At 67.1% G+C, this 22825-nt stretch carries 30 protein-coding genes and 3 pseudogenes; 12 read left to right on the top strand and 21 right to left on the bottom strand.

What is annotated here, in order from left to right; translation table 11 throughout:
* Positions 1 to 11 precede the first annotated feature (11 nt).
* Both ACHMWU_RS17630 and ACHMWU_RS17625 read right to left on the bottom strand, forming a co-directional pair.
* Positions 12 to 1190, bottom strand: coding sequence for a serine hydrolase domain-containing protein (locus ACHMWU_RS17630; RefSeq protein WP_396045567.1), 1179 nt, complete (start codon positions 1188 to 1190; stop codon positions 12 to 14).
* A 48-nt stretch (positions 1191 to 1238) separates the two neighbouring features.
* The gene (locus ACHMWU_RS17625; RefSeq protein WP_396045565.1) at positions 1239 to 1778 is read right to left on the bottom strand and encodes an excalibur calcium-binding domain-containing protein; all 540 of its coding nucleotides are present in this window, start codon (positions 1776 to 1778) and stop codon (positions 1239 to 1241) included.
* A gap of 154 nt (positions 1779 to 1932) precedes the next feature.
* On the opposite strand from ACHMWU_RS17625, the gene ACHMWU_RS17620 reads away from it, so the two are divergent.
* Genes ACHMWU_RS17620 through ACHMWU_RS17605 form a run of 4 tightly spaced genes read left to right on the top strand, consistent with a single transcriptional unit; the run spans position 1933 to position 4507 of the window.
* Positions 1933 to 2646: a hypothetical protein gene (locus ACHMWU_RS17620; protein WP_396045563.1), complete on the top strand. Its 714-nt coding sequence runs from the start codon at positions 1933 to 1935 to the stop codon at positions 2644 to 2646.
* A gap of 22 nt (positions 2647 to 2668) precedes the next feature.
* Positions 2669 to 3226 carry a hypothetical protein gene (locus ACHMWU_RS17615; protein WP_396045561.1) on the top strand — a complete coding sequence of 186 codons (558 nt, stop codon included), beginning with the start codon at positions 2669 to 2671 and terminating at the stop codon, positions 3224 to 3226.
* Positions 3199 to 3435, top strand: a complete 237-nt coding sequence (locus ACHMWU_RS17610; RefSeq protein ID WP_396045559.1) for an SNF2-related protein — start codon at positions 3199 to 3201, stop codon at positions 3433 to 3435. Before ACHMWU_RS17615 ends, ACHMWU_RS17610 begins: the two co-directional genes overlap by 28 nt.
* Positions 3323 to 4507, top strand: a complete 1185-nt coding sequence (locus ACHMWU_RS17605; RefSeq protein ID WP_396046864.1) for a DEAD/DEAH box helicase — start codon at positions 3323 to 3325, stop codon at positions 4505 to 4507. Before ACHMWU_RS17610 ends, ACHMWU_RS17605 begins: the two co-directional genes overlap by 113 nt.
* Here the strand turns inward: ACHMWU_RS17605 and ACHMWU_RS17600 are convergent.
* The 3 genes from ACHMWU_RS17600 to ACHMWU_RS17590 form a co-directional block, all read right to left on the bottom strand.
* Complete coding sequence (locus tag ACHMWU_RS17600; protein WP_396045557.1) at positions 4434 to 5177, bottom strand: hypothetical protein; 744 nt, start codon at positions 5175 to 5177, stop codon at positions 4434 to 4436. The genes ACHMWU_RS17605 and ACHMWU_RS17600 overlap by 74 nt on opposite strands.
* Positions 5178 to 5326: 149 nt before the next feature.
* Positions 5327 to 5779 carry a hypothetical protein gene (locus tag ACHMWU_RS17595; protein ID WP_396045555.1) on the bottom strand — a complete coding sequence of 151 codons (453 nt, stop codon included), beginning with the start codon at positions 5777 to 5779 and terminating at the stop codon, positions 5327 to 5329.
* Between the two features lie 28 nt (positions 5780 to 5807).
* Positions 5808 to 6206 (bottom strand): hypothetical protein, encoded by a 399-nt coding sequence (locus ACHMWU_RS17590; protein WP_396045552.1) that lies wholly within the window; start codon positions 6204 to 6206, stop codon positions 5808 to 5810.
* Positions 6207 to 6443: 237 nt separating this feature from the next.
* Here ACHMWU_RS17590 and ACHMWU_RS17585 point away from each other — a divergent pair, with 237 nt between their 5' ends.
* Complete coding sequence (locus ACHMWU_RS17585; protein ID WP_396045550.1) at positions 6444 to 6668, top strand: hypothetical protein; 225 nt, start codon at positions 6444 to 6446, stop codon at positions 6666 to 6668.
* A gap of 2 nt (positions 6669 to 6670) precedes the next feature.
* A complete protein-coding gene (locus ACHMWU_RS17580) occupies positions 6671 to 6943 on the top strand; it encodes a hypothetical protein (protein WP_396045548.1) in 273 nt (90 codons plus the stop codon).
* Between the two features lie 93 nt (positions 6944 to 7036).
* Here the strand turns inward: ACHMWU_RS17580 and ACHMWU_RS17575 are convergent, their stop codons facing one another.
* Both ACHMWU_RS17575 and ACHMWU_RS17570 read right to left on the bottom strand, forming a co-directional pair.
* On the bottom strand, positions 7037 to 7426 hold the full coding sequence (locus tag ACHMWU_RS17575) for a hypothetical protein (RefSeq protein WP_396045546.1): 390 nt from the start codon (positions 7424 to 7426) through the stop codon (positions 7037 to 7039).
* A 105-nt stretch (positions 7427 to 7531) separates the two neighbouring features.
* Positions 7532 to 8284: an RNA polymerase sigma factor gene (locus ACHMWU_RS17570; RefSeq protein ID WP_396045544.1), complete on the bottom strand. Its 753-nt coding sequence runs from the start codon at positions 8282 to 8284 to the stop codon at positions 7532 to 7534.
* A gap of 5 nt (positions 8285 to 8289) precedes the next feature.
* Between ACHMWU_RS17570 and ACHMWU_RS17565 the strand changes: the two are divergent.
* Both ACHMWU_RS17565 and ACHMWU_RS17560 read left to right on the top strand, forming a co-directional pair.
* Positions 8290 to 8703 (top strand): annotated as a pseudogene (locus ACHMWU_RS17565) (protein kinase); the annotation flags it as partial.
* Between the two features lie 37 nt (positions 8704 to 8740).
* A complete protein-coding gene (locus ACHMWU_RS17560) occupies positions 8741 to 9232 on the top strand; it encodes a hypothetical protein (RefSeq protein ID WP_396045542.1) in 492 nt (163 codons plus the stop codon).
* Between the two features lies 1 nt (position 9233).
* On the opposite strand, the gene ACHMWU_RS17555 is transcribed toward ACHMWU_RS17560, so the two are convergent.
* The 4 genes from ACHMWU_RS17555 to ACHMWU_RS17540 form a co-directional block, all read right to left on the bottom strand.
* Positions 9234 to 9575, bottom strand: coding sequence for a hypothetical protein (locus ACHMWU_RS17555; RefSeq protein WP_396045540.1), 342 nt, complete (start codon positions 9573 to 9575; stop codon positions 9234 to 9236).
* Positions 9572 to 9778: a hypothetical protein gene (locus ACHMWU_RS17550; RefSeq protein WP_396045538.1), complete on the bottom strand. Its 207-nt coding sequence runs from the start codon at positions 9776 to 9778 to the stop codon at positions 9572 to 9574. Before ACHMWU_RS17550 ends, ACHMWU_RS17555 begins: the two co-directional genes overlap by 4 nt.
* Positions 9779 to 9811: 33 nt before the next feature.
* A complete protein-coding gene (locus ACHMWU_RS17545) occupies positions 9812 to 10783 on the bottom strand; it encodes a serine/threonine-protein kinase (protein WP_396045536.1) in 972 nt (323 codons plus the stop codon).
* Positions 10784 to 10849: 66 nt separating this feature from the next.
* Positions 10850 to 11770 carry an FhaA domain-containing protein gene (locus ACHMWU_RS17540; RefSeq protein WP_396045534.1) on the bottom strand — a complete coding sequence of 307 codons (921 nt, stop codon included), beginning with the start codon at positions 11768 to 11770 and terminating at the stop codon, positions 10850 to 10852.
* A 70-nt stretch (positions 11771 to 11840) separates the two neighbouring features.
* Here ACHMWU_RS17540 and ACHMWU_RS17535 point away from each other — a divergent pair, with 70 nt between their 5' ends.
* Positions 11841 to 12095, top strand: a complete 255-nt coding sequence (locus ACHMWU_RS17535) for a hypothetical protein (protein WP_396045532.1) — start codon at positions 11841 to 11843, stop codon at positions 12093 to 12095.
* Positions 12096 to 12145: 50 nt separating this feature from the next.
* Entirely contained in the window at positions 12146 to 12568 is a 423-nt protein-coding gene (locus ACHMWU_RS17530) for a hypothetical protein (RefSeq protein WP_396045530.1), read from the top strand.
* Positions 12569 to 12574: 6 nt separating this feature from the next.
* Here ACHMWU_RS17530 and ACHMWU_RS17525 read toward each other — a convergent pair whose 3' ends face one another.
* Together ACHMWU_RS17525 and ACHMWU_RS17520 are read right to left on the bottom strand one after the other, a co-directional pair.
* Positions 12575 to 12799, bottom strand: coding sequence for a hypothetical protein (locus ACHMWU_RS17525; RefSeq protein WP_396045528.1), 225 nt, complete (start codon positions 12797 to 12799; stop codon positions 12575 to 12577).
* Between the two features lie 155 nt (positions 12800 to 12954).
* Positions 12955 to 13272, bottom strand: coding sequence for a hypothetical protein (locus tag ACHMWU_RS17520; RefSeq protein ID WP_396045526.1), 318 nt, complete (start codon positions 13270 to 13272; stop codon positions 12955 to 12957).
* Between the two features lie 123 nt (positions 13273 to 13395).
* Between ACHMWU_RS17520 and ACHMWU_RS17515 the strand changes: the two genes are divergently transcribed.
* Positions 13396 to 13977 carry a hypothetical protein gene (locus ACHMWU_RS17515; protein WP_396045524.1) on the top strand — a complete coding sequence of 194 codons (582 nt, stop codon included), beginning with the start codon at positions 13396 to 13398 and terminating at the stop codon, positions 13975 to 13977.
* A 9-nt stretch (positions 13978 to 13986) separates the two neighbouring features.
* Positions 13987 to 14926: pseudogene (locus ACHMWU_RS17510) on the top strand (glycoside hydrolase family 6 protein).
* Positions 14927 to 15460: 534 nt separating this feature from the next.
* Here ACHMWU_RS17510 and ACHMWU_RS17505 read toward each other — a convergent pair.
* The 8 genes and pseudogenes from ACHMWU_RS17505 to ACHMWU_RS17470 all read right to left on the bottom strand — a co-directional run bounded on the left by ACHMWU_RS17505 (position 15461) and on the right by ACHMWU_RS17470 (position 22507).
* Entirely contained in the window at positions 15461 to 16585 is a 1125-nt protein-coding gene (locus ACHMWU_RS17505; protein ID WP_396046862.1) for a DEAD/DEAH box helicase, read from the bottom strand.
* A gap of 7 nt (positions 16586 to 16592) precedes the next feature.
* Positions 16593 to 16781: pseudogene (locus ACHMWU_RS17500) on the bottom strand (SNF2-related protein); the annotation flags it as partial.
* Between the two features lie 30 nt (positions 16782 to 16811).
* Positions 16812 to 18731, bottom strand: coding sequence for an SWIM zinc finger domain-containing protein (locus ACHMWU_RS17495; RefSeq protein ID WP_396045522.1), 1920 nt, complete (start codon positions 18729 to 18731; stop codon positions 16812 to 16814).
* Positions 18732 to 18798: 67 nt separating this feature from the next.
* Entirely contained in the window at positions 18799 to 20274 is a 1476-nt protein-coding gene (locus ACHMWU_RS17490; RefSeq protein WP_396045520.1) for an MFS transporter, read from the bottom strand.
* Positions 20271 to 21410 carry a M20/M25/M40 family metallo-hydrolase gene (locus tag ACHMWU_RS17485; RefSeq protein WP_396045518.1) on the bottom strand — a complete coding sequence of 380 codons (1140 nt, stop codon included), beginning with the start codon at positions 21408 to 21410 and terminating at the stop codon, positions 20271 to 20273. Before ACHMWU_RS17485 ends, ACHMWU_RS17490 begins: the two co-directional genes overlap by 4 nt.
* A gap of 23 nt (positions 21411 to 21433) precedes the next feature.
* Positions 21434 to 21589 (bottom strand): hypothetical protein, encoded by a 156-nt coding sequence (locus ACHMWU_RS17480; protein ID WP_396045516.1) that lies wholly within the window; start codon positions 21587 to 21589, stop codon positions 21434 to 21436.
* 52 nt (positions 21590 to 21641) lie between these two features.
* The gene (locus ACHMWU_RS17475) at positions 21642 to 22214 is read right to left on the bottom strand and encodes a hypothetical protein (protein WP_396045514.1); all 573 of its coding nucleotides are present in this window, start codon (positions 22212 to 22214) and stop codon (positions 21642 to 21644) included.
* A gap of 14 nt (positions 22215 to 22228) precedes the next feature.
* Positions 22229 to 22507 carry a hypothetical protein gene (locus ACHMWU_RS17470; protein ID WP_396045512.1) on the bottom strand — a complete coding sequence of 93 codons (279 nt, stop codon included), beginning with the start codon at positions 22505 to 22507 and terminating at the stop codon, positions 22229 to 22231.
* Positions 22508 to 22825: the final 318 nt, after the last annotated feature.

Genomic DNA, 22825 nt, shown 5'->3' with positions numbered 1-22825 from the left:
AACCACCGCCATCAGACAGTTACCGGCTTGCAGGATCGGCTGCCACCGACGACAACACACCGGCGGTGAACGAGTCGAACGTCACCCGGTCGGGGGTCGCCGGCCGAGAACCGAGCCGCACCGCGACGACTCCCTCGCTCGGCACCACCGCGACGTACTGGTTGCCGTAGCCGAAGGCCCAGTACGCATCGTCCGGTACATGAGGTGCGCGGCCCGTCATAGGGCGCCTTGTCGTCGGCGAACCCGGCCTGCCGAAGAACCTCCACAATGCGACCGCGTCCATTCGTCCACCACATCAGCCCATAAGCCGCGTTGTGCGCGGACGACGGGCTCGTGGCCTGCTCGACGTAGTCGGCCGACAGCAGCTGCTCGCCCTTCCACGTGCCCTCGTTGAGCATCAGGTGGCCGACCCGCGCCAGGTCGTGGCACGTCGACTCGACACCCGAGAAGGTCAGCGCGTTGCCCGCCGCATCACGTGCCCAGGTGGTGTGTCTCATGCCGATCGGACCGAACAGCCGCCGCTGCGCGATGTCGACGACGTCGTCGGTCTCGTCGACGTCGTCCAGCACCGACTCCAGCGTCTGCGCCGCGACGTTGTCGCAGCTCCATCCCTCGTCGGGCCCACGGTCTTGTGCGACGCCGACGCTGTAGGCCGTCTTGTCGGGAGCCACGCGGATCATGTGCCGGTCGGCTGACTCGTCTCCGTGACGACCCGATGTCATCGCCAGCAGCGACCGCACCGTGACCTCCTCAGCCGGGCCGCCGCGCCACTCGTCGACCTGCTCCGAGGCGGAGCCGTCTAGGTCGACCTCTCCCCCGTCGACGTACATCCCGACCAGCAACGACGACAGCGACTTGGTGATCGAGTAGACCCGTTGCGGAACCTCTGCGCCGCCACCGTTCCAGTAGCCGTCGTGGACCAGGACACCGTCCTTGATCACCGCGACACAGGTCGACCCGTCCCGCGCCAGGATTGCGTCGAGCTCGGACCAGTCCCCTCGTTCAGATCGTGCCCAGGCGGAGCCGGGATAGCGAACGGCCGGTGCCACCGTGGACGCCGCGGTGGGCACTGTCGGCGTCGCCGTGGGTGTCGGAGCCGACTTGGCCGTCGCGTCATCGTCGGACGGTGCGCCACCACAGGCTGCGGCAAGCAGCAGCGGAACTATCACCCACGCGGCCCGGAATCGCATGCATCGACCCTGCCACACCTCCGCAGCTGGCCTTGACTCCCGCTGGGCTCAGCGCTCGCAGACCAAGCCATCTCCGTCCCGATCCTGGTACCAGCCGTACTCCTCGTCGGCACCGCGTCGGTACGGCCCGTAGCCAGCCGCATTGGCCTCGCCACAGGTGCCGAAGTGGGGATCGGTCGACGACGCCAGAGGTTGAGGTCTCGCGGCGGGAGCCGGCTTGTTCGCAGCCTTCTTCACCGCGGACGCGACCGCTTTGTCGATCGAGCTTGCCGCGCTTGGCCTTTCGGCCGCCACCGCGTCAGAGACCGCATCGTCGACGAGGGCCTCCTGCTGGCTCTCCAGCTTCTCGGTGGCAGCCCGGGCCTCTGCCTCGACCTCTGCCAGTGAGGCCGCCGACTCCTCACGCACGTCAGCGAGGGTCCGTTGCGCCTCCTGCTCAGCCTCGGTCACGGCGCCCTCGACGTCCTCTGCGCCTAGTCCCAGACCGAGCAGGAGCCCCAGCACACCGGCCGCAAGTCCGATACCCGACTTGGTGTTCAGCTTGGAATCCGAGACCTTCGAGCGAAAGGTCCGATCGTTGTTCGTCATGTGTCACTCTCCATTCGCGTCGCACGCTACGGAGAACGAGCACCTGACCGCTCCCGAACGACCTATCTGGCCGTGCTGGTGGGACGTCCATCCCACCGAGGCTTCGAAGGGCACCCGACGACCTCAATTTGAACCGATGCGCGACAATGGAGGGATGCCCACCGCCATGGATCTGCGCCTGCTGCTGCGCCATCCAGTCGAGTTCGTGGTCGGTGAGACACCGGCCGAGTCCCGGTTCGTCTTCCACACTCCCGACGGTGACCAGACCGCCACCGCCAACGAGGCCATCGGGCCCCGAGCCAGGGCATCCGCACGATGTCGGCTGACCGTTCCGTCCGCGCCTGGGCGACCCCGGCGATCCTCGCCCTGCGCATCATGGCCCGCGGCGCGCTCGGCTCGCCCGACCCCAACGCTGTTCCAGCTGCAGAGCGCAGGGGCGGCCATCGGACCCAACCCAGGCGCCGGCCAGACCGCCGTCAACGCGTTCATGAAGGCGCTCGAGGTCGACGCTCCGGCGGCCGCCTCGACCCCACAACGAACGGCGTACGTCTCTCCGCACGCGGCTGCTCCGCGCACCCGTGAGACGACGTTCTCGTGGTCGCTGATGGTGTCCTTCCTCGAGCACCCGACGCCAGAGCAAGCCGCCGTCGTCCGTCTGCGCGTGCACCCCCGCTCAGGCTCCTTCGCGGCCTTCGATGCCAACGACCTGTTCAACGGCTCGGCCCACCCCATGGCTCAAGATGCCCGGGAGCCGACAGCGGCGATGCTGCAGCGTCTCGGTCAGCTGTGGCCGGCGGCGGCGACGCTGCGCGACGAGCACTCGCGGGGTGCCGTCACGGTGAGCCCCGACGCTCGCCCGTCTGGGTGAACGCAGCCTGGCTCCCACCCTGATGGCCAACCGCATCGAGGTCCGCTGGCCACCCGCTGACGCGGCTGTCGACGTCCGCCGTGGTCCGCCGCCGGGAGACGCCAGGCTCCGACCGTCCGTCGGCGTTGACCCACGGTCAGCTGTTCTCCTTCGACTGGCAGATCGCCCTCGGCAGCGACATCTTGTCGGCTGCCGAGCTCGAGCAGCGACGCAGTCGCAGAGCGGGCTGCTCCGGCTGCGCGACAAATGGGTCTTTGTCGACAAGGCGCGGATCAGCCAAGCCCTTGAGCAGCGTTCGCGTGACATCTCGCCGCTGGAGGCCCTGCGCGCAGCAGTGACCGGCGAGCTCGAGATCGACGGCCGTCGTACCGAGGTCGACACCGTCGGCTGGCTCGAAGACGTTCGCCGCCGATTGGCCGTGCAAGATCGCGACATCGCCCCTGCGACGCAGCCTGAGGGCCTCGACGGTCACCTGCGCGACTACCAGCTGCAGGGCCTGCAGTGGATGACCCAGTCGTCGACCTCGGGCTCGGCGGAGTGCTCGCTGACGACATGGGACTCGGCAAGACCGTCATGCTGATCGCCCTGCACCTGCAGCGCGCCGTCACGACGAACGCACCGACCCTCGTGATCTGCCCGGCCTCGGTGCTCGGCAACTGGGAACGAGAGATCAGCGATTCGCGCCCGGCGTCAACGTCCACCGCTACCACGGTGCCCGCCGCAGGCTCGACGACGTCAAGGACGGCTTCCTGGTCACGACGTACGCCACGATGCGCGCCGACGCCTTGATCCTCGCCGATCACGAACCGGGCTGGGACTGGTCGTCGCCGACGAGGCACAGAACATCAAGAACCCGCATGCCCGGACGGCGCGGGCGATCCGCGACATCCCGGCTGTCGCACGTCTTGCGCTGACGGGCACGCCGGTCGAGAACAACCTCTCCGAGCTGTGGGCGATCCTCGACTGGACGACGCCCGGCCTGCTGGGCACCTACGAACAGTTCCGTCGCACGTGGTCGCGAGCCATCGAGGCGCGCCGCGACACCGAGAAGGCGACAGGGCTGTCCCAGCTCATCCGACCGTTCGTCCTACGTCGTCGTAAGTCCGACCCGGGCATCGCGCCCGAGCTGCCGCCGAAGATCGAGACAGATCACCGGATCAACCTGACTCGCGAGCAGGTCGGTCTGTACGAGGCCGTCGTCCGCAGCACGATGGCCCAGATCGAGCAGGCACAGGGCATCCAGCGCCGCGGTCTCGTCGTCAAGCTGCTGACGCAGCTCAAGCAGATCTGCAACCACCCCGCGCAGTTCTTGCGCGAGCAAGAAGGCCGTCTGCTCGGACGTTCGGGCAAGCTCGGCGTGTTCGACGAGCTGATCGACGAGATCGTCGCCGAAGAGGGCGCCACGCTCGTCTTCACCCAGTACACCCAGATGGGCCGGCTGCTCACCCGCCATCTCGACGAGAAGAAGATCGCCAACCAGTTCTTGCACGGTGGCACCACCGTCCGCGGTCGCGAGAAGATGGTGCACTCGTTCCAGAGCGGCCAGATCCCGGTGTTCGTGCTGTCGCTGAAGGCTGCCGGTGTCGGCCTCAACCTGACGCGCGCCGATCACGTCATCCACTACGACCGGTGGTGGAACCCTGCCGTCGAGGACCAGGCGACCGACCGTGCCCACCGCATCGGCCAGACCAAGAACGTGCAGGTCCACAGACTGATCAGCGAGGGCACGATCGAGGAGTCGATCGCCGAGCTGATCCGCTCGAAGCGCTCGTTGGCCGATGCCGTCGTCAACGGTGGCGAGGGTGCGCTGACCGAGCTGTCAGATGCCGCGCTGGCCGATCTGGTCCGGCTGCGCAGATGACCTCAGCCGAGGCACTTCGCTGTGACACTCGGTAGAAGTAGGCCCCGTTCGCCGACGGCGTGCAGTCGCTGGAGAACCTGACCGGCTTCTCGTTGTACCTCATCGTGACCAGCACGTTGCCGCTGGCATTGCGGTAGGCAGCCCACTCGATGTTGCCGGCAAGCAGACCAGCGACCTGACCACGCCACGGGTTGCGCCGATAGGAGTACGCCGCCTTGGAGCTCGCGCCACGGGTGCTGCCCGGCGCCTTGATGAGTGCGGCGAACGGCATCGTGACCTCACCGTGCGCATGACGGAACACGGCGGCCGTCCGGCTACCGGCGATGCGTTGATCGAGCCGCTTGAAGAAGTCGTCGAGAATGGGCGCAGCCTGCTTGAACGACGTGCGCTCCCCTGCGACGCCCGGCCCGAACCGGTAGAAGTTGCGTGCGTCCATCACCTCGGCCATGACTCGCGCGTCCTTGACGGACAGGTACTTGCGGAACGTGATCGACGTGTCAGCGCGCATGCCCGGAGCGGTGCTGTAGAGCCGGTAGATGTCGAGTGCCTTGTCGACCTGGTGATCGAGCGTCTTGACGTACGAGGGGCGGTAGAGGCGCTGCAGGATTCGCCTGGCGGTCGCACGTACGTTCGCCCGCTTCTTGACGGTCTCGATCGCGGCCCCGGCCACGTTTGGAGGACCCCTCCTCGATGATCAGGTCGTTGTCGACCTTGCGAGGCAGGAACCTCAGTGCGGGGACGGTCGCAGTGAGCCCCGCACGCATCGCCCGATCGCTCTGCTTGGTGCGATAGACCGGTGAGGTCACGACCGCGACCTTGTCACCTGCTGCCGCGGAGCTTCGACAGGAACTGACCGTAGTTGTCGGCCGTGCGCCGTCCGATGCCGCGCCACTCGGCCTTGCCGATCGTGCTCAGGTGTCCGTAGCCGATCGTGCGTTCAGCCTTCTGGAACGCCCTCAGGTCATTGTCGAAGCGCTTGCCGCGGCTCGTCAGTGCCCGCTTCTTGGACGCCTTCTTCCACACCGACAGCACGCGCTTCTCAGCTGCGGTGTCGGTCTGCGAACGCGCACCGTGCCGCGCGACTGTCTCGAGGAAGAACAGCTGGTAGCCGTCAGGCGGTGACAGCACCGGAGTGCTGGCCGGATCGCCGTAGGGGGTCTGGTTGGCGTAGTAGCGGTTGGAGCTCGCTGCATCTGCCTGGACAGCCGACGTGAGCAGCGCCAAGGACGCAAGAGCCGCTGTCAGGCCGTGGGTGATCGTGCGCGTTCGCATCTGTCCACTGTAGGCGCCCCAGCGGCGATCACCGATCAGCAAGCCCGCCCTGCAGCAAGGTCAACCGCGCTCGCGACTCGTCGGCGGGTGATCGACTCCCCCGCCCGCGCCGTTGCTGTGCCTTCCTCACCGCAGCCGAAGCTTCGCGAGGAACGAGCATGCGTCGACGGCCAGGAGACCTGAGGCGTCGAGCCACTTGATGAGCCGAGCGGCCAACGCGATCTGGGGCGCGGGCGTCGGCAGGCGGCGCCATCAGCCAAGGCGGCTCGACGAAGCGGGGCAGACAGACGACCAGCTGGTCGAACGTCAAGACATCGAGGAAGTGCCGACCGCTGTTCCTGCCGTCGGACAGCCGGGCGCTCTCGTGAGGCGTGAGCAGACCTGCCATGTCGCCCTCGGCGAGGAAGCCGTGCAGGTGCTGGTGCACGCGCAGGATATCGCTCCTGAGTCGCCTCTGACCTTCGCTCGGACTGACACGAGAAGAACTCGGCGAGCAGGGACAAGGAGCGGCGACGGCCTGGAAGCTGTGAGGGGTGGTTCATGACTCTCACGCTAGGCAGCGCGGGCGGTGCATGGCGATGCGCTCGACACGGGCCTGTGGACGACGCACCGACACCCGCTCGGCTGTGGACACGCCGTCCGACAGTTGTGCCAAGGTGATGCCATGTCGACTCGTCCCACCGCTCTGTGGGCAGCCATCGTCCTGCTCGTCCTCACCGTCATCCAGCTGGCTGTCGGGGCGTTCGGCGGGTTCGACCAGTTCGACGGCAAAGGGTTCGGCTACCGGCTCGCGGTCTATCCGGTGCTGATGCTGCTGGTGCCCGCGATCTGGTGGTGGAAGCAGAGCCCCCGCCCGGTCGACGCGCTGCCCTGGACGCGTTCGCGCTGATCATGGCCCCCTTCTTCATCGATGTCACCGGCAACACCCTCAACCTCTACGACACGATCGAGCCGTGGGACAACATCAACCACTTCGTCAACTGGATGCTTCTGCTGTGGGGCTGTGGCCTGCTGATCGCGAGGGCCGACGTCCGACCGAGATGGCTGCTGGTCTTCGGCATCACCGGGCTCGGCGCCATCCTGGCCGTGGGCTGGGAGCCGGCGAGTGGTACACGTTCATCCGCCGCGGCACCGAGCTCGACGGCGCCTACGAAGACACGTTGAGCGACGCTTGCTCGGCACCCTGGGCGCGTTCGTTGCGGCACTGATCGTGGAGCGCACGACCAGGCTCAGCAGCCGTCCCGCATCAGACCGGGCTCAGACCCCTTCGTGACCTCGACGAACGTCACCGGTGCAGTCACCCCTGATCTCGCTGATCGTGGGGTCGAACAGGAAGCCCAGCCAGCCGCCGTTCTCCGGATCGAACACCCTGATGCCGGACTGGCTGTAGCCGGCTTCGACGCGCTGCTCCTCCGGGTACTGCGCCCGCACCTCGTCGAACGTGCTGCCCTTGCCGATCCCGTCGGAGGTGGTGATGCCGTCGCCGCGCACCCCGATGGAGACGATCTCGCCGTTGCCGAGCGTCTGGACGTCGAAGGAACGGGCGTACTTGTCCTTCCAGACCAGCGGAAGGGCCACACAACCATCGACGGCCGGAACGACATCGGCGACGAAGTATCCCGTGGCCAGTGCCGCGGCCTTGGACATCCCGCCTTGACTGGGCCGACGGCACCCGGTTGCAGGACGAAGTCTTCAGGGACGTCGGGGGCGTGGCGGTGGCGCTCGGCGTCGAGCTCGGCGTCGAGCCGCGGCTCAGGGCTCGCGGAACGGTCGCTGTCGGTGGTCAACGCATTGGCCAGCACACCGGTGCCAGCGCCGCCGGCGATGCTGACTGCCAAGACAAGCCCTGCTAGTTGCTTCTTCATCATGGCCATTCTCCTGCTCGAACGAGTCTGTCACTGGTGTAGATGCGCTGACCGGCCGAAAAGTTGCCCGTTCTCGCACACCAGTTCTCATCCACCCGCTGCGGAGTCCAGCTTGGCGCGCAACATAGCCGCGGGCTGTGTGGATGCGCGCCTTCACAGTGCCGACCGGCGCGCCGGTGAGCGCCGCGATCTCGTCGTACGGCAGCGAGCCGAGGTCACGCAGGACGAATGCCTCGACGGCGGTGGGATGCTCGCGGCGCAGTGCGTCGAGGGCGTCGAGCAGATCGAGCCGGGTGCCGGCGATGACGCTGGTCGTACGAGGGTCAGGTCGCTCCCCGACAGCGTCGGCCGTGGTGTCGTTGAAACGCTTCTTCATCGATCGGTAGGTCTGCAGCGCCTGGTTCGAGGCAATCACGGTGACCCAGCCGACGAACGAGCCGCGCCCCGTGAAGTCGTGCAGTCGGGTCGCGATCGTGAGCAGCGCCTCTTGGGCGGCCTCCTCCGCATCCTGGCGGTAGGGCAAGAACTTCGCACAGCGCCGTACGACCAGCGGCCGCACCGCAGCCAGGAGGTCCTCCATCGCATGCGGCTGCTCGGCACGCGCCCGCGCCACCAACGTCTCCCAGTCGGTCGTGTCCATGCTTCATACTGTCTCCTCATGAGGCAGATCGGTCGCTATCGGCTCGACGCGGCGCATGGGTCGGGAAGCTTTTCGCGACGGTGTGGCGTGGCTTCGACACCGAGCTCGAGATCCCCATCGCGGTCAAGGTCCTGGCCGAGAACTGGTCGCACCACGCCGACGTCCGCGAACGTTTTCTTGCCGAGGCCCGACTGCTGCGAAGGATCGCGAGTGATCGGGTCGTGCGCGTGCACGACGTCGGCACCCACGGTGACCAGCCCTTCTTCGTGATGGACTTCATCGCCGGTGGCACGCTCGCCGACCGGGCAGATGGAAGCCTCGACGCCGGCCATGCCCTGCACCTGGCAGCGGAGTCGGCCCGTGCGGTGAGCGTGCTGCACGAGTCAGGCGTCGTGCACCGCGACATCAAGCCCAGCAACCTGCTGGTCTCCGTGCAGCCCGACGGCACCCGAACGCGTGCTGGTCGCCGACCTCGGCAGCGCGAAACGGCTCGCCGAGGCCAGTGGTATCACCGTGACGACCGGAACCCCGTCGTACATGGCACCCGAGCAGGCGCTGGGACGTCCGATCGATCAGCGGTGCGACGTGTACGCGCTGGGCGTCGTCACATATGTCCTGCTGACCGGATCGCTGCCGTTCGACGTCAGCGACCCGATGACTCTCGTCACGCGAACTGGCACCGATCGACCCGCGCTCGTCGCGGCTACCCGGTCGCTGCCGGCGCCACTCGATCGGACGGCGGTCGACCAGCCCTGGCCAGGACGATGGCGCTCGACCCACAGGCACGGTCCACTCGGCTGCCCGACCTGGCCGACGGCTCGCCAGGACGTCGCGGCGGGCGGTCACGGCGACCGCGGCGCTTCGGGCCTCCGGACGAGAGTCGTCGTTGCCCTGGCAACTGTTGCCTTCGCAGCCAGCGCCGGCGCGACATGGCTCTTTCTGCGATAGGTCAGAGAGCGTAGGGGTAGGCGACGAACAAGATGGCGGCCAAGGCCGCGCCAGCGAGGTAAATCGTCGCCATCAGCATCGAGCCAAAGCGAAGCCGCACCCGAGAGACGCTTCGCAGGGCCAAGCCCACCGCCGCGAGTGGCATCAGCACCCAGGCGATGCCCCAGCCCGTGCCGAGGACGTCATCGGGCCACGGACTCCTCCGGCCTCGACCAGCGCCGAGACCGAACAGCACGTACAGCGGGAACAACATCGGGAGCGATCCGCGCAGCGCAGCACCGGCTGCGGTCCGCAACCCGGCAGCGCATCGGGCCGTCGACCCGTCTCGGCGGCAACGGCTCACCGATCGATGGTCCACCCAATCTCGGCAAGAAGGAGCGGCGTCGCAGCAGCAGGAACCCTGCGGCGAAGATGACGGCGAGCATCCACCAGGCACCCGCGTCGTTGTCGCGCATCGCCGGTGGCTGGAAGTTGTACGGGGACGAAGGCTGTCGTCAGCCACACGAGACCCGGCAGCAGCGCGACGACGAAGGCGCTGAGCGCCAAGCCGATGGCGTACGTCTGAGCTTCACCACCGCGTCACCACCGGCCCGGCGTAGTGACCATGGTCGGCGTGGACGGCCGAGGCGGAGCTGACGGCGCCGCTGCGGGTCCGACAGGTATCACCGGCCGCACTGGCTGAGCCAGGTCGACACCGTCACCCACCGCTTCGAGGGCACGCAGCATCTCCTCGACGCTGGCGAACCGCTGATCAGGATCTACCGCCATGGCCCGGTGCACGACCGCGACGAGCGAGGCACTGACCTGCGGTGTGATGTCGCGCGGATCAGGACGCGGCTGAGTGCGGTGCGCCAGGAGCGGCGAGGCCATCGTGCCTTGGAACGGCGGCACGCCGGTCAGGCACTCGTACAGCAGGCAGCCGACGGAGTAGACGTCGCTGCGCTCGTCGGCGTTGCCCTCGAACTGCTCGGGGGCCATGTAGTGCGGAGTCCCGGCCACCGTCGCCGTGGCGTCCGACGCCGCACGGGCAATGCCGAAGTCGACGATCTTGACGCCCCCGTCGGGAGTCACCAAGACATTGGCCGGCTTGATGTCGAGATGCAGGATGCCGGCCTGGTGGCAGGCGATCAGCCCTTCCAGCACTCCGCGGACCACGATGACCGAGCGGAGGCTCGGACCTTGCCGGTTGAGCAGGTCACGCAGCGACGTCCCCTCGACCAGCTCCATGACCAGGTGCGGGGTGACCTCACCGTCTCCATCGGGCATGTGCACCAGGTCGTGCACCGTCACGACGTTGCGGTGCGACACCCGTGCCAGCGTCCCCACCTCGCGGGTGATGCGTCGCATGGCCCGGGGGTCGTCGGCGACAAAGTGCGAGAACCGCTTGATCGCCACTTCGCGTTGCAGCTGGCTGTCCCGGGCGCGGAACACGACACCGTGGTTGCCGGCACCGATGCGCCCCAGCATCTCGAACCTGGACCCGACGGGGACGGTTGTGGCAGGCGGCGTGCTGGAGGTCGTCACCGGCGTCGTCGACAGAGGATCTGACATCAGAGTGATCCTCCCGCTTCTCATCGACACCTCACTGTGAACGTACGTCGTCTGCCTCTATTGAACCTAGTGAGTGGTGACGCCGCGCAGGTGGACCGTGCCAGCCGTGTCAGGTGACGCCACGACGCGCACGCCGGCGAGTGCGACGACCGACCCTGGGTGCAGAGGAGTCCAGTCGTCGATGCGGTGTCCGTCGACCGCGGTGCCGTTCGTGCTGCCGAGGTCCTTGACCTCCCAGATCGTGCCCTGCCGGCGCAGTGCGGCGTGCCGGTAGGAGACCTCGGGGTTGTCGAACGGCACAGCGCTCTCGGGCAGGCGCCCCAGAACGGCATCGCCGGCGACGGTGAACAGGCTTCCATCGCGTTCGAGTCGCAGCCCGGCGGCGACGTTCATCGTCGGAGCCGTGTCGTCGAGGGCAGGCACCAGGGCCGGGAAGCCCATCGTCGCCGCCGGGTCGTCCGCCTTCGACTCCCCCACGACGTCCCAGCCCACTGATGGACGCTGGACGGGCCGGGGTGCGACCTCCGCCCTTCCACTGCCTCTGGCTGGCGGGACCCACCCCGACCGCAGCCCCGGATCGACTTCTACCGTGACGGTCACGAGCTGAGGGACGGCCCACCCGGCGCGCTCGGCGTGATCGGCGTACAGCTTGGCGCCGTCCTCACCGAGACGCTCGAGATCTCCGTCGGGATCCAACCGCTCGAGATCTTCGGGAGCAACCCGCACCGTGAGCTCGGCGAACGCCAACCGCTCACCGCTCGGCATCACGACGTGCTGGCTGGTCAACGCACGGACGAAGCGGCGTCGCAGGACGGCAGCCGAGCCAGTCGGGTACGACACGAGCTTGGCGGCCACCTCGGTTGCCGCGGCACGTTTGGAGCTCGTCCCGAAGATGCTCTGCGCGATGCGCAACGCCGCGAAGACGACGGCGACGAACAACACGACGATCAGCAGGTTGAAGGTCAAGGTGGAGAGAGTTCCGGGCATGACATCATCGTCAGGGTCAGTCGTGGCCGAAGTCGAGCCACGGCGGAACACATTCCACGAAGGAGCGCTGGTGCTGCACATCGCCTGGTCGGCCGGTGAGTCGCATGCTGGCGAGGCGACGCTCGCCGACGGCGCCGTGTTCGTGCTGGCCCGTCGGATGACGTTGCCGCAGCAGACGCCGATCGTGTCACGAGAGGTCGGCGGGTCGACGTACGTCTTCGTGAGACTGCCCTATGTCAGCGATCCCGCGATGGTCATCACCGCGACGTCGGCAGGACCGGTGCTGCACCGCGGGCAACGAGCCGACGGGGCCGTGGTCGGCTGACCACCCCGTTCGGCACTTCGACGACACCCGCCCCAGGCCAGAAGATCTCGTTGCCGCACAGCGGCTGTCGGATCGAGCTGCGGTATCCCGACCTGACGTTTGCGGCAGTCGCCACCTTCGACGCCCCTGCGCTGCCGCTGGCAGACTCAGGCACCGTCCAGCTCGGCGTCGACTCGCTGCAGCACGACGACGCGTGGCTCGTGGCCGCGATCGCCGTGGCGTTGTCACCCGACAACGGGGTCGTCGCGCACGGTGACCTGAAGGCGGCCTTCGCCCGATGGCGCAGCACCGAGGTGCCCAGCGACGGCGCGTTCGACCGCAACCTGCTGCGGCCTGCACTGATCTCACGTGGCCTGGAGCTGCCGGGACCGCGCATGAACAAGATCGTGTACCTCGTCGACCGGTGCCGCCGCACGTCGGAGTTCCCACCGCGGATCCTGGACGACATCCGTGCCCGGTTGGACAGTCTTTGAGCTGTCTCACCAGCCTCGTGAGCGGTGGGCAGCCTCGTCAGGGTCCATCCACACCGTGACCGGAACCGGGTTGAGCCGGGCTGCGACGGCTGCTTCGATCGACTCGTGCTGGTGCTCGTTGACCTCGTCGAGGAGGGAGTCGAGGAGCCGCTCACGCAGATCGAGGGTCAACGTGCAGGTCACGAACTCGGCAGGTGAGTCCGCCCAGCGGGTCGGGGTGGCTCTCTGCACGCGTGTAGGAATGGCCGAGTGCCTGGTCGATGGCCCGGAAGTCGTGGCGCCGGAAGCAGCCCTGCGTGACCGTCTGGAGTCGCAAGTAACGCGCGATGTGCTTGACCACGATCCGATGCGTTCGCCGTTCTGTCGTCCCCTGGGGCAGCCACGGTTCAGCGACGAAGGCTCGGCAGGACGCGCACGAGCGACATCAGTCCCAGCGTCGCCAAGAAGTCGTGACCGGTCGGCTGGCGTCGTTGGGCGTCGAGGTGCGCAGCCAGCTCGGGGCCAAGCCACGGTGTCACGTCGACCTCAGCCAAGAACGTCATGAAGTCGTCGGCGACCTGTACGTACCGCGCGATGGTCTGCTCAGTCCGCCCACTCGCCTGCTCGAGGATGAACGCGCGGAGACCAGATCGCACGTCATCCGGGCGGGACGCGTCCTTGCCACGGACGTTGACGTCCGAGGGCGGGCTGGGGTCGTCCATCATGGCTCCTTCGTTTGTCGTCGTTTCACGCTAGTTCGACAGCCAAGATGGGATGTTCATCCCACTGCAGACTGTGGAAACACGTTCAGGTGACCATTGCCTGGGGAAAACTGTCAGAATTGCGCTATGTACCTCGACGGCATCAGCGACGAACTCGACGCGATCAGTGGCGCACCCGACGCCGAGTACCGGATCGCGACCTACCGGCGAAAGCTGGCCGAGTTCCCGGCCGGCCACGCCGAACGCGCCGAGTACCTCACCTATCTGGCAGACGACCTGACGGCCAAGGGCGACCTCGAGGAAGCACGCGAGACGTATGAGGCCGCGATTGCCGATGGCGGCAAGACGACGCTCAACCCGCGCAGCGGCATGCTGACCGTCGCCCTGCGGTCGGGCGACGAGGCCTGGATCACCGAGATGCTCGACACCCTGATGCAGCTCAGTCGCAAGGACGGCCTGGTCATCGGCGACTACGGCTGGATCGGTGAGGCACTCGAAGAGTCTGGACGCTTCCGCGAGGCGTTGCGCTGGTTCACGATCCCGCTGCGCGACCTGCAGCCCGGGCACGTCGACCGGTTGCCGCTCATCTGCCTCAACGGTCGTTACCGCACCCGTCGCGAGCTCGGGATGCCTCTCGACGCCTATGACGACGCGCACGACATGTGGATTCGTCTCGATACCCAGCTCGACGAGCCGAACGAGCCCTAAACTTCTCGGGTGAACCTTCGTTGGCGCCTGCTCGCTGTCACCCTCATCACCACGGCACTGACCTTGTCTGCCCTTACCGCGCCGGCGTCCGCCAAGGCCGATCCGCGTCTGACCCGTAGCCTGTACGTCGACACGCTCAGCAGCGCCGCGAAGGCCGCCAAGAAGGATGCGCGGGTCAAGAAGCTCGCTCGAACGCCCCAGGCGTTCTGGGCGACCGACTACCTCGATCCGACCAAGGTGCGCGCCGCTGTGCGGACCTACGCCAACCGCGCCGTCAAGAAGAAGCGGACCCCCGTCGTCGCGATCTACGCGATTCCTGCCCGTGATTGTGGCTCGCACTCCGCAGGCAGCTTCACCGCGGTGCAGTATCGCAAGTGGGTCGCCCAGCTCGCCTCAGGGCTCAAGGGCAAGAAGGCAATTGCCATCCTCGAACCGGACGCCCTGGCGATGCTCGGTGACTGCCCCGAGCAGGGCGACCGGACCGGTCTGCTCCGCTATGCGGCCAAGAAGCTGAAGGCCGCTGGCGTCTGGGTCTATCTCGATGCCGGTCACTCGAACTGGCGTGCACCCAGTGTCATGGCGGAACGCCTGAAGTCATCGGGCATCGCCTACACCAGGGGTTTTGCCACGAACGTCGCAAGCTTTTCAGCCGACCAAGGCCGAGAAGACCTACGCCGCCGACGTGATCGCCGAGCTGCGGAAGCTCAAGATCACCGGCAAGCGCTACGTCATCGACACGTCGCGCAATGGCAGCAGCAAGGTGCTCCCTGGCGAGTTCTGCAACCCGCCCGCAGCGCGCATCGGAGCCAAGCCGCGGATCTACCGCAAAGGACAGCTGCAGGCGTACCTGTGGGTCAAGAACCCGGGTGAGTCCGACGGCCTGTGCAACGGCGGACCCGCTGCTGGGACGTGGTGGAAAGCTGGCGCGCGGAAGCTGCTCGCGAAGTAGGGTGCCGGCCCGTCACGCTCCTGAGGATGACTCACCACGGTGCTGACCGCCGATCGCCTGGTCGCCCTCGTTGACGTCGGCAAGCCGTCGATGGTCTCCTCGATGTCGGGGCCGGTGCTGTAGACGAGCTCGTCGTCTGACTCGAAGTGCTCGTCCTTCAGCAGCGGGTGGACGGGCTGCTGTTCGTCCTGCTTGAGATCGGTCTGCTTGAGACTGTCCTGCTTGAGACCGGCGTCCCGCAGCACGTCTTCGGCGCGCGCGACGACGTCCTTGACGCGAGGATCCTCGGTCACCCGGGTCGCGGCCTCACGGGCGAGGTCTTCGGCGCGCGCGGTCGCTTCTTTGACCCGCGGGTCATCAGCGACCTGGCTGGCCGCCTGCACGATCTGGTCGTAGCGTTCGCGGCCGGCTTTGGCACCGAGCACGTAGCCGCCTGCGAACGCGGCGATCAAGGTCAGCTTCTTGAGGGGATGGCTGAGAAGACTCATGCACCATGACTACCCCAAGACTGGTCAGGCAAGCGCGCTGTCTTGCTCAGTGACCGAACAGACCACGGATGTCGTCCTTGCTGAGCGCCCCTGACAGTGAAGCACCATCGTCGAGGACCGCGTCGAACAGCGCCGACTTGCGGGCCTTGAGCTCCATGACCTTCTCCTCGATCGTGTCGCTCGAGACGAGCCGGTAGACCATGACCGGCCGGGTCTGCCCGATGCGATGAGCCCGGTCGACTGCTTGCGCCTCGGTGGCGGGATTCCACCACGGATCGAGGACGTAGCAATAGTCAGCCTCGGTCAGGTTGAGCCCGAACCCGCCGGCCTTGAGGCTGATCACGAAGACCGGCCGCTCCCCCGAGGTGAATTGTTCGATGGCGGCCGTCCGGTTGCGGGTGCGTCCATCGAGGTAGGCATACGGGATTGATGCGTCGTCGAGTCGGGATCGCACCCTGGTGAGGTACTTGGTGAACTGGCTGAACACCAGGACCCGGTGGCCTTCGGCGGTCACTTCTTCGAGGTGCTCCATGAGGACGTCGATCTTGGCCGAACCGACATCGTCGTGCTGCTCGTCGACCAAACCTGGGTCGAGGCTCAGCAACCGCAGCTTCGTCAGCGAGCTGAGCACTTCGAAGCGGTGGTCGGACGACTCGTCGGCCAGCAGCCCCATGACCTTCTGGCGTTCCCGTTGCAGATGGGTCTGGTAGATGCGGGCGTGCTTGGCATTGAGCGCCACCTGCAGCACCTGCTCGGTCTTGGGCGGCAGGTCGGAGGCCACTTCTTCCTTGGTGCGGCGTCGCATCAGCGGACGCACTCGACGCTGCAGCAGCTCGAGCTTGGCCTTTCCGTGGCCGGCCTCGATCGAGCGTTGGTAGTTCTCGGCGAATCGTTGCGGATCTGGGTAGAGCCCCGGGGCGACGATCGACAGCATCGACCACAGGTCCATCAGCGAGTTCTCGAGCGGCGTGCCGGTGATGGCGAGCTTGAACGGTGCTTCGAGCCGTCGCACGCACTGGTAGGTCTTGCCGTGGTGATTCTTGACGAACTGCGCCTCGTCGAGCACCAGCCCGGCCCAGCTCTGCTGGGCGTACGCCTCGTTCTCGATGCGGAACAGCGCGTAGGACGTGATCACGAGATCGGCACCGTCGACGGCGTCGGCGAGCTCGATTGCCGCGCCGTCTGCGGGTGCCGGAGATCGTGACGACGTTCAGCCCTGGCGCGAACTTCTCGGCTTCTTTCGCCCAGTTGCTGACGACGCTGGTGGGGGCGACGACGAGGAACGGCCCACTGCCGCGGTCGACCTGCCGCACGATCATGGCGAGGGCCTGGATCGTCTTGCCGAGACCCATGTCATCAGCCAGGATGCCGCCCAGCTGATGGTCGGCGAGGAAAGCTCAGCCAGGCGTACCCGTCACGCTGATAGGGACGCAGATCGGCGAGGAGGCCGGGCGGCAGGTCAGGGCTCGGGATCTCGTCGAGCGAGGCCAACGCACCCACTGTCTCGCTCCACCGGCTGGACTGCCGCTCGACGACGCCGAGCGCCTTGAGCTCGTCCCAGAAGCCCGCGTGAAAGCGGTTGACCCGCAGCTGATCGCTCCGGCGGTCGGTGAGCTCACGGGCCTCCTCGATGAGCTGGCGCAGCTGGAGGGCTCTGGCCGATCAAGCGAGAAATGGGTGCCGCTGAGCAGGACGAGATGACTCTCGCCGGACACGAGCGCGGCGAACAACGGCCCGAAGTGGACCTTCTCTCCCTCGATCGTGACCGTTACAGCAAGGTCGAACCAGTCGCTCTTGGGATCTTTGCCGTCCTCGAGCGAGATGTGGACGACCGGCGCGGTCTTGGCCAGCCGGTAGTTGGGACGTTCGCCCTCGACCTCGACGGCGATGCCATCGGCGATGAGCTTGGGGATGACGTCCTCGCTGAAAAGGGCCGCCGGATACCCGTCGATGCGAGTGTGCGGCACCAGCTGGATGCGTCCGCGCTGATCTGTCGTGACCGGGACACCGTCGGGCGGTACGAAGGAGTCGACGAGATCCCACTCTGCGCCGGGGTCACGGAACTGCTCGCGGCCATGTGCCCACGATGCCTGGCGTGACTCGCCGTTGACGTCGTACTGGAAGCCCCAGATCACCTCGGCTGCGAGTCCGTCGTGCTTGACCGTCACCATCAGACGTGGCGGACTGATCTCGGGGACCGTGATGCGTGGGTCGACCCGGACCGTGCCGAGGGTGCGCTTGAGCTGTGGGTAGAAGTCGCCCATGAACTCGGCAACGTCGGCCGGCGGCACCCGGACTCCACGCTGGCTCTGCACGAGAGCAACCAGCGACGGGTCGAGAGGCTTGTCGAACGGCGCCAGCCACAGCCGCGACGGGTAGTCGTCGTCCCAGGCCACGATGCCGTGAACGGGCTGGCCGAGCAGCATGGTGCGGTCAGCCGCCTGGGCGTCGGTGATCGAGACGTCGGAGGGACTCGCCGAGACGATGAGTCCGCCGTCATCATCGGGGGCCACGTTGACCGCGACCGAGAGTGCCGGCGTGATGATCGTGACCTCTCCACGGCTCGGTCCGATCAGCGTGACTCCGGCATCGGCGAGGCGGACGAAGATGCGCCAGGCGTCGCGGCTCAGGTTGGCCAGGTTGATCGTGCCATCGGACCGGGGACGATGCGAATAGTCGGGACCGGCGGCGGTCTGGAGCTCGGCGAGGGCGCTGACCTGCGAGCTGGCCTCGCTGACGGCGGCCTGCTTCTGGACGGACTGCCACGAGGCGCCGGTCTTGATCCACTTGCCCGTCGCCCCGCGTTTGAGTGGCCTCGCGGACAGCAGCGCCTCGCCGCGGTAGTAGGACGGTTCGAGGTCAAGCTGAAGCGCCCAGTCGGTCTTGGTCCGAGCGTCACGCCGGTCGACCAGGGGCTCGAGCGTCGATCGCCAAGGAGGCTCTGTGGGGGTCGCATGCAGTCGTTGTCGCCAACCGTCGTCGGGCAGATCGGCTCGGGCCGCGGGGGCCACCCGCGGCTGCGTTCTGCGAAGCTCGACGATCAGTGCCACAGCGTGCTTGCAGTTGATCGCGACCGGGCACGTGCACGATCCGGAGATGAGGGTCTCTCCGTGGCGGTCTTCGCTGAGCTGGACCGAGGTGAAGTACACCTGGGTGCCAGAGCCGGTCACGGTCGCGCTCGCGAACTGCTCGTCGGGATCGATGGTGTGGACTGCCGCCCGGCCCATGAATCCGTACCCCGTGCCCCGGGTCATGGCACCTGAGTCGAAGGCACGCCGCAGCTCGACATCGGTCAGAGCGCTGATGGTCGTGGGCACGTTCCGAGACTAGTCGGAGCATCCGACACCGACTGCCTCGTCGTTCACGACCTGTGGATGAACGTCCTCACACCACCTCGGCATGCTCCGAGAAGGCGACTCTCGGCGCCAGGGCCAGCGCGATCGCGGCGAGCAGCGCCGCGCCCGCACAGACAGACCACACCACGAGATAGCCCGACAACGGAGCGTTGGTCGACTCTTCGCCGAGCTTGTCGATCGACCCGGTGGATGCCAGCGCGATCGCGAAGACCGACGAGGCAATCGCGCCGCCGATGACCTTGGTGCCGTTGGTCATGCCGGTCGCGATACCTGTCCGCTCCGGCGGTGCTGCCGCCGCGGCGGCTGCGGGCAACGATGCGACGAGCGCACCGGACCCGAGGCCAGCGATCGCCATGTTGGTGATGGCCTGCAGGGTCGTGTCGTGGAACGGCAGCCACAGTGCGTAGCCGCCGGCGACGAGCAGGCACGCCATGATCAACGTCCGCCGCACACCGAGCAGCCTGGTCGTCACCGGCAACGTGAACGCGCCGATCGCGAGCGTGATGACGTACACGCCGATCAACGTCGACACGAAGCCGGAGTCGGCGCCGAGGCCGTAGCCACGCACGTCAGGGTCGGCCTGAGCGAACGTCGACAGCGGGATCTGGCCGCCGAGCACGGGGATGCCGAACAGGAATGCCGTCAGCTGGATCGGCCACTGGTTCGGGCTGGCGAGCAGGTCGACGTCCACGATCGGGTCGCTGACAGCACGTTCGTGGCGGACGAACGGCACGAGGACCAGGACGCCGAGCAGCATCACGAGCCAAGCACGTACGCTCCCGGCGCCGTCCAGTCGAACGAGCACCAGCCCGGCCATCACCAGGCTCAGCGCCGCAGTCACCAGACCGAGGCCGGCCCAGTCGATTCCGCCGGACGACTCCCCCGGCGCGTCCTCGATGCCGAACCAGATCAGCACGAGCACCAACGTGACGACGATCGCCGGCACCGCGAGGACGACGGTCATGTCGAGACTGTCGACGATCGCGCCGCTGGTCAGGGCTCCGATGATGACCGCGAGCTCGAGCGCACCGACCAGCACCGCGGCGCCACGTCGGGTGAGCAGCGACTGACGGCCCGATGCGCGGGTGCGACGGTGGATGATCGCGATCTCCAACGGCAGCCAGATCACTGCGGCGCCTTGCAGCGCCCAGCCGATCAGGAACGTCGTGAACGACGGTGCCACCACCGTGATCCACGATCCGAGCGCCGTGACGGCGGTGGCACCGACCAGTACCTTCTTGTGGCCAACGAGGTCGCCGAGCCGTGCGAGCAGTGGGATCGCGAGGGCCGAGACGATCAGCTGGGCTGCCTCGAACCAGTTGATATCGCCCTCGGAGATGTCGAGGTGCTCGGCGATCTGCGGGTAGATCGGCGTGTAGTAGCCCTGCAGCACACCGCTGGCGATCTCGACCGCGACGAGGAACCCGACGATCGCGGCGAGGCCCTTGACCGCAGTCCCGCCACTTCCGCTGCCCCTGCCGGTTGAGCCTGCCGAAACCGTCATGCGGGGAGCCTCTCGATCAGGCGGCGATACCAGCGGACACCGTCGAGGAAGGCGTCCACGCCGAGGTGCTCGTCGTAGGAGTGGATCGACTCGCGCTGGGCCTTGGTCATCCTGAACGGTGCGAACCGGTAGACCCGCGGACAGATCGCGGTGAAGAAGCGCGAGTCGGTCGCGGCCATCATGACGTAGGGCGACGGCACCGCGTCGGGGAAGATCTCGGTGATCGTCGACTCGATCAGCTCGAAGGCCTCGTCCATCGGCGAGATGGGGCTGGGCTCGTTCTGCTCGATGACGTCGATGTGCACCTTGTCGTCCTTGATGACGGTGCGAACGTGCTCGATCACGTCGGCCACGGTGTCGCCGACCATGATGCGGATGTTGACACCGGCCTTCGCGGTCGAGGCGATGACGTTGAGGGCGGGTGCGCCTGACAACGTGGTGATCGCGAAGGTCGTGCGGGTCATCGCGGCGGACTCGGGGCCCGCAGCGATCAGTGCCTTGGTCAGCAGCGGCTTGATGCGGTCGGCCTGGGTCATGAGCGGTCTGACCGCCCGCGGAGCATGTTTGCCCATGCGTTTCAGCAGCTCGACTGTCGGCGCCGGCACGCTGGCCGACATCGGTGAACGATCGATGCGGGTGATGGCGCGGGCGATACGCGCCGTGGGGCCCATCTTGGCCGGCGTGGACGCGTGACCGCCTCGGCCCTCGACCCGCAGCTCCAGCGAGGTCACGCCCTTCTCGGTCAGACCGATGACGCCGATCGGTGCAGCCACCCCCGGGAACGCCTCGCTCGCGATCGCGCCGCCTTCGTCGATCACGAACCACGGCTGGACGTCTCTGCGTGTCAGCTCTTCGACGGCCAGCGTCGCGGCCTGACCTGAGACCTCTTCGTTGCAGCCGAAGGACAGCCAGATGTCGTGTGCGGGGGTGAATCCGTCGGCGAGGAGCATCTCGACGGCAGCGCAGATGCCGACCAGGCTGCCCTTGTCGTCGAGCGTGCCACGGCCCCAGATGTTGCCGTCGACGATCTTGCCGCTGAACGGCGGGTACTGCCACGTGCCCTCGACCGGCACGACGTCGAGATGCGCCATCAGGATCACGGGCTTCTCGGCGCTGGTGCCCGCCCAGTGGAACAACAGGCCGTGGGTGTCGATACGGGTCAGCTCGGCTGCTCGTGCAGCAACGGGAAACGGCTGGCCAGCTCGTCGAGCGCCTGGTCGAACGCTCCGTTGTCGACCTGCTCAGGATCGCGATCGCTGACCGTCGGGATCCGAACCAGAGCCTGCAGAGCCTCGACTGCCGCGTCGTCATTCATGCATGCACATTACGTCCGCAAGGGGTCCACAACGCGACAAAGACACACCCCGTCAACGAGATCCGCTGACGTAGCCGAGGTGCACGGTGGCTCCCTGGCAGGTGTCCTGATTGCGTGACGTGTTCCGGAAACCGATCGAGGCACCGGAGAAGGTGACCGCCGACAGCTTGGGCAAAGGCCGGTTGACCGGCATCTGGGAGCTCAGCAGCACGTAGTCGGATGCCGTGCAGGCTCCCTCGGACTGTCCTCTTTGCTTGGTGACTGACGTGATGCGCACCGTCACATCGGTCACGTAGGTCGAGTCCTGCGACGTGTTGGTCACGGTGCCGATGATCGCGGTGGGCGCCACAGCTGGTGCAAGGCCCTTGATGATCGAGGTCTGCTCGATCGTCAAGGCGTGCGGCGTCTCCGCCGGTTGCGAGCCGCTCTCGCAGCCGGCGGCGGCCTGACCCGGTGGCGGGTGCGCCACCAGAAGTCCAGACGCGACGACGACCACGAGCACGACCCCCAGGCCGCGACCGTGTGAAGCGCGGCCGCGACGCACCAACCAGCATCCTGCGAGCACGCAGACCAGAGCCCCGACCAGCCAGGTTGCGGCCGGCCCGCCGGTGTCTGGAAGCGTCACGCAGGTCATGTCGATCAGCTGGCGACGAAGTACAGCGGGACCGAAGCGTTCTTGCACCCGTCCTGGTCGGTCGCCGCGTTGACCATCTGCAACGACACGGTGCCCTCAGCGGTCGCACCTGCCGCCATGTCGGCGTAGGTGATGTCGGCGTCACCGAGGGTGTAGTCAGCTGCCGAACATCCTTCGACGCTCGTCCACGGGGTGCCGTCGGCTTTGGCCACCGTGACCGCCACGTTCGTCAGGGTCTGCGCGCTGTCGGACGGATTCTCTACCTCGAAGTCGACGGTCTGCACCCCAACGCCTGGCTTGAGGGGCGGCGTCGTCGCGGGGGGTGCTGGTGACGACGAAGACCGAGCTGGTGCCAGTCGCGCCTGACCCAGACCCCTCGCCTTCCGACGTCCAGTAGGCGAAGGCAGTGGCCCCGACGGCAACGATCACAGCAGCGGCCAACGCGATGAGCATGGCGCGATTCTTGCGAGCAGTATTCGTGAACATGAGACTCCCAAATAGGTGTCTGCACCGACCTGCAGGTCCAAGGACGATCCCCGGGAGCCGCCCTCGAACGAGGTGGCACATAGCAGCGTGTGGCACACAGTACGTCCAAAAGGTCA

This window comes from Aeromicrobium sp. UC242_57 (assembly GCF_044452305.1).
GTDB lineage: Bacteria > Actinomycetota > Actinomycetes > Propionibacteriales > Nocardioidaceae > Aeromicrobium.
The sequence above is the reverse complement of the archived record's forward strand: the minus strand, read 5'-3'. Positions and strand labels throughout refer to the sequence as shown.